At 42.9% G+C, this 3,997-nt stretch carries 6 protein-coding genes; all 6 read left to right on the forward strand.

The features are described from left to right. The coding region (locus tag COT43_10690) for a hypothetical protein (protein PIS27400.1) at positions 1-304 on the forward strand (304 nt) is incomplete at its 5' end. Positions 305-308: 4 nt separating this feature from the next. After that, a complete protein-coding gene (locus COT43_10695; protein PIS27401.1) occupies positions 309-905 on the forward strand; it encodes a hypothetical protein in 597 nt (198 codons plus the stop codon). A 2-nt stretch (positions 906-907) separates the two neighbouring features. Then, positions 908-1,495, forward strand: coding sequence for a hypothetical protein (locus tag COT43_10700; protein PIS27402.1), 588 nt, complete (start codon positions 908-910; stop codon positions 1,493-1,495). 1 nt (position 1,496) lies between these two features. Further along, the gene (locus tag COT43_10705) at positions 1,497-2,042 is read left to right on the forward strand and encodes a hypothetical protein (GenBank protein ID PIS27403.1); all 546 of its coding nucleotides are present in this window, start codon (positions 1,497-1,499) and stop codon (positions 2,040-2,042) included. Positions 2,043-2,068: 26 nt separating this feature from the next. Next, complete coding sequence (locus COT43_10710; protein PIS27404.1) at positions 2,069-3,439, forward strand: hypothetical protein; 1,371 nt, start codon at positions 2,069-2,071, stop codon at positions 3,437-3,439. Continuing rightward, on the forward strand, positions 3,354-3,875 hold the full coding sequence (locus COT43_10715) for a hypothetical protein (protein ID PIS27405.1): 522 nt from the start codon (positions 3,354-3,356) through the stop codon (positions 3,873-3,875). Before COT43_10710 ends, COT43_10715 begins: the two co-directional genes overlap by 86 nt. The last annotated feature ends 122 nt before the right edge of the window (positions 3,876-3,997 follow it).

The raw sequence follows: 3,997 nt of genomic DNA on the forward strand, positions 1-3,997 counted from the left end.
ATCTCAGGGAATCGACTGGAAAACGGTAATTCTTGAGATGGCAAACCGTCTGACCGAAGAAATCAAAAAAGCCGATGTTTACTATCAGATTTTACACGGCGAAGAGCCGATCAGCCGCATTCTCCTGACCGGCGGAGGTGCATTGTTAAAGAATCTGGATTTTTTACTGGCGATGACGCTGAAAGTGCCGGTCGAACTCTGGAATCCGCTTAATTCCGACCGAATAGAAATCATTCCTAAAAATATCGATGGAAATGACGGACTCTATTTTACGACAGCGCTCGGTCTTGTGGTGGGAGACTGAAAAAATGCAGTTCATTCATATTAATCTGTTGGGCAACACGGCAATCCGGAAAAAACAGAAACGGATTCGTTTCTCGGTGACGATTCTGTACGTGACGGTCTGGATATTTTCAATCGGAACGCTGTTCTACGTTTATCAGACAAATCGGTTCATCTCATCGGTTTATCAGAAAGAAATCCGTAAGATTTCCGCAGAGGTTGACGTCCTGAATCCGAAGCTGGAGCGAATTCGTCAACTCTATCAAAATAAGGAAGAACTGACAACGAAAACGGACATTTACTCGCAGAAACAAAACAGACCATCAGTTTGGCTCACTAAATTAATTGCTTTGTCCAGCATGATGCCGGCTAATATCCGATTCGAAGAGATTAGCGTTGAAACTGCTCCAGCGAAAGTCAAACAAAAAGAAAAAATCCGGCTCACCGGATATACGGTAATCGATTCAAGGAAAACCGATGTCAACACATTGAATCTTCTTAAAAAAACGCTGGAACAATCGGATATTTTTATGAATGACTTTCAGCGTGTGGAAATTCTGGAAAGTCGGATCGGTAAAAAAGGAACGATTCCCATTATGTCCTTCGTCATTGGGATTTACTGACCATGAAAAAAGAAGACGTACAAAAACCGAAAAACGCTTCCATATATAAGAACCTTTTCAAGATTCACTGGATGATTTTGGCGATTTTGTTGTATTCAATGACGGTTGCTGGAGTCAATGTATTGATTCTCCAACCCCAATTGAAACGATACGAAGAACTACGTCTGCTAAAAGAGAACCTCGACAGTATTTATTTGCGTATTCGTTCGACAGACATCGAAAAGGCATTGACTATTTTGACGGCGAAAGTTCAGCAGAATCAAATTCTCGAAAAGAATTTCACTGCGAAAATCGCCGAGGAGAAAAACCTATCCGCGGTTCTTTCCGAGATCAATTGGATTGTCAATAAATCCGGCGTCCAGTTGAACGCTATCGATCCGCTTAAGAAGGAAGGGGAAATCCTCGGAAAATATATCAAACAACCGATCTCAATCCGTTTCCAGGGGAATTATTCAAAATTTTTATCTTTTCTGAAAAACCTTGAAACAGCACATTATTGGTTGTTGATTGATTCGTTTAAAATCAATTATAATGCGCACGATCCGTCGAATCTCATATATAATGTCACCGTTTATTGCATCATGTCCTGATATGAGAAAAAGTAAAATTAAAGTTGTCGTTCTGATTATACTTGTCATTGTAATGATTGGATTATTTCTGAAAAGGATGGTCATCAAAAAAAATCCAGCCGATGAAGCGACATCATTAATGTCAATACAAGCGAGTTCACTAAAGGATTTTGACCAGATCGATCAGGCAATTCGCGAAATACTGGAATTCGAGAAAGACGGTGAGAGTCTGACAATCGATGATTCGTTGAATCATGTAAATTGGGCACAAGTACGGGATCCATTTAGTTTTTCATCGGCGCGCCGGCCGATCGACGATCGGGAAAAAGGAAAAATGATCAAATCAGGACCACAGAAACCGAAAGAACTGACAAAGCCCGAACTTCCAAAAATTCATCTGGAAGGGATCATCTTCGACAAAAAGAGTCCGATGGCCATTATCGATGGAGAGGTGTATCGCGTGGGAGACGTGATCAAGGGATTCCGTATCAGTGAAATCTCCAAAAGCGGCGTGCGGTTAAAATCTCCCAATGACCAAATCATATTGAAAGCGCCGGAAATAGAGTGAACAGGATGTTGAAAGCAGGATAAAAAATGAAACAAAAATCAATTTTTTGGATAATATTACTCATCGCGGCAATCGCTTTACCGGTTTTCGCTCAGGAAGCGTCAAAAGTAAGTGAAACAACAACGGTTTCGCTGAATTTAAAGGATGTTTCCATTACCAATGTCCTGAAAACGCTTGAAGCAAAAACAGGCATTAAATTCGTCGTTGATCCGTCTATTCAAGACAGAAGAATTTCCGTCAATCTGAACGAAGTGTCTGCGGAAGACGCCATTTCGGTGATTATGGAATCCAATGGATTGGGATACCGAAAAATCGAGGGTGTTGATGTTTACATGGTCAGTGATTTATCTAAAATCATGCGTCAAACGATTGTCAAGAAGATCATTTGTCAATATTCGGAAGCCGTGAAACTCCAGGAAATATTAAAAAATATTGTCACGCCGTCCGTCGGAGCTGTGATCGCGGATGCCCGCACAAATTCCCTGATCATTCGTGATAATCCGGAGGCTCTTACTATGATCGAAGAAATTATCAAAGACCTCGATCGTCCGACGCCGCAGATTTTCATTCAAGCGGCAATCGCAGAGATCGCGCTGACAAAAAACAACGAGGCAGGCATCGAATTCCTCTGGAAAGACCCAAATCTGCTGAGTTCAAACGACAAAATCGCCACGAAGTTCGACCTTCGCCAATCGACTTCCGGCGGACAAACCGGTTCGTCGCAGTATCTCGATGGAAGCGGCACGCCGTGGAGTCAGGTCATTCCGAAAGGAATTGGTTTGGGAGTTGGAATCCTTAACGTTCATATCGACGCGGTCTTGCACGCGCTTCAAACCGATTATGACCTGAATGTGCTAAGTCGTCCGTATTTAGTCACGCTGGATAATCAGGAGGCGGAGATCGAAGTCGGCGATCAAATCCCGTACAAAGTCTTGAATCAATACGGTATTACATCATACGAATTCAAATCGGCGACTGTGCGATTGATCGTCAAACCGCATGTCAATAACGACCAGACGATCACAATAGAGTTGCGACCGAATGCGGACTATCAGAACGGATCGACGCCGGACGGCATACCGATCATTGCGACGCGGAAAGCCAATACACGGGTGAAAGTCGGCAACGGAAAAACGATTGTCATTGGCGGTCTGATGCGTGAATCCGAAACCAAAACCGTCAGCAAAGTTCCATTGCTCGGTTCTATCCCGCTGATCGGCTTTTTATTTCGCAGTACGATTCATCAAAAAGTCAAAACGGAACTTGTCGTATTCATTACACCGATCATCGTGACAAGCGAGATGGAAGCCAATGCATTACAGCCCAAAGAACGGCTATCGGACGACGCCTATGAGCGCCTCCAAAAATTCGATTCTGAAAAAGAAAACAAGAAATAAATTTGATAAAATTAATAAGGAGAATGTCATGACAAGCGGAAGGCAGGTAAAAATTATGGTGATCGATGACGAACCGGAAATACTGACCAGTTTTCAGCAAATTTTTGAAGAAACGGGAATGGATGTTTTTCCAACAGACCGCGGGAGAAAGGCCATTCAGGAACTTCAGAAAAGAAAGTATGATATTGCATTTATCGACATGATGATGCCGGAAATGGACGGAATCACGACGATGACCGAACTGAAGAAGATCAATCCCGATCTGATGGCGATCATGATTTCAGGCTTTCGCGATGAAGATAAAGTGGAAAAGGCGCTCAAGCTCGGCGCATACGGCTATCTTTACAAGCCGCTGAATTTTCAGGACATCATTGGCGTCACGCTTAAATGTTCCCAGAATCTAGGCTTCGAAAACAATATTGAGATCGTGAAGTAGAATAGTCAAATGAGCCGCTACGCTCCGGAAATTGGTTTGATAAAGAAAACAACCTGTTTTCATCCCGAAGTTTAGGGACAAACAGGTTTCGTTTCGTGGTAGAATGTTGCCACGAACTTGTC

The sequence above is a fragment of the Candidatus Marinimicrobia bacterium CG08_land_8_20_14_0_20_45_22 genome (genome assembly GCA_002774355.1).
GTDB lineage: Bacteria > Fidelibacterota > UBA2242 > UBA2242 > UBA2242 > 0-14-0-20-45-22.

Coding starts and splice junctions, on each gene's coding strand:
- COT43_10715 (PIS27405.1), top strand. CDS start 3,354: ATGCATTACAGCCCAAAGAACGGCTATCGGACGACGCCTATGAGCGCC.
- COT43_10710 (PIS27404.1), top strand. CDS start 2,069: ATGAAACAAAAATCAATTTTTTGGATAATATTACTCATCGCGGCAATC.
- COT43_10695 (PIS27401.1), top strand. CDS start 309: ATGCAGTTCATTCATATTAATCTGTTGGGCAACACGGCAATCCGGAAA.
- COT43_10705 (PIS27403.1), top strand. CDS start 1,497: ATGAGAAAAAGTAAAATTAAAGTTGTCGTTCTGATTATACTTGTCATT.
- COT43_10700 (PIS27402.1), top strand. CDS start 908: ATGAAAAAAGAAGACGTACAAAAACCGAAAAACGCTTCCATATATAAG.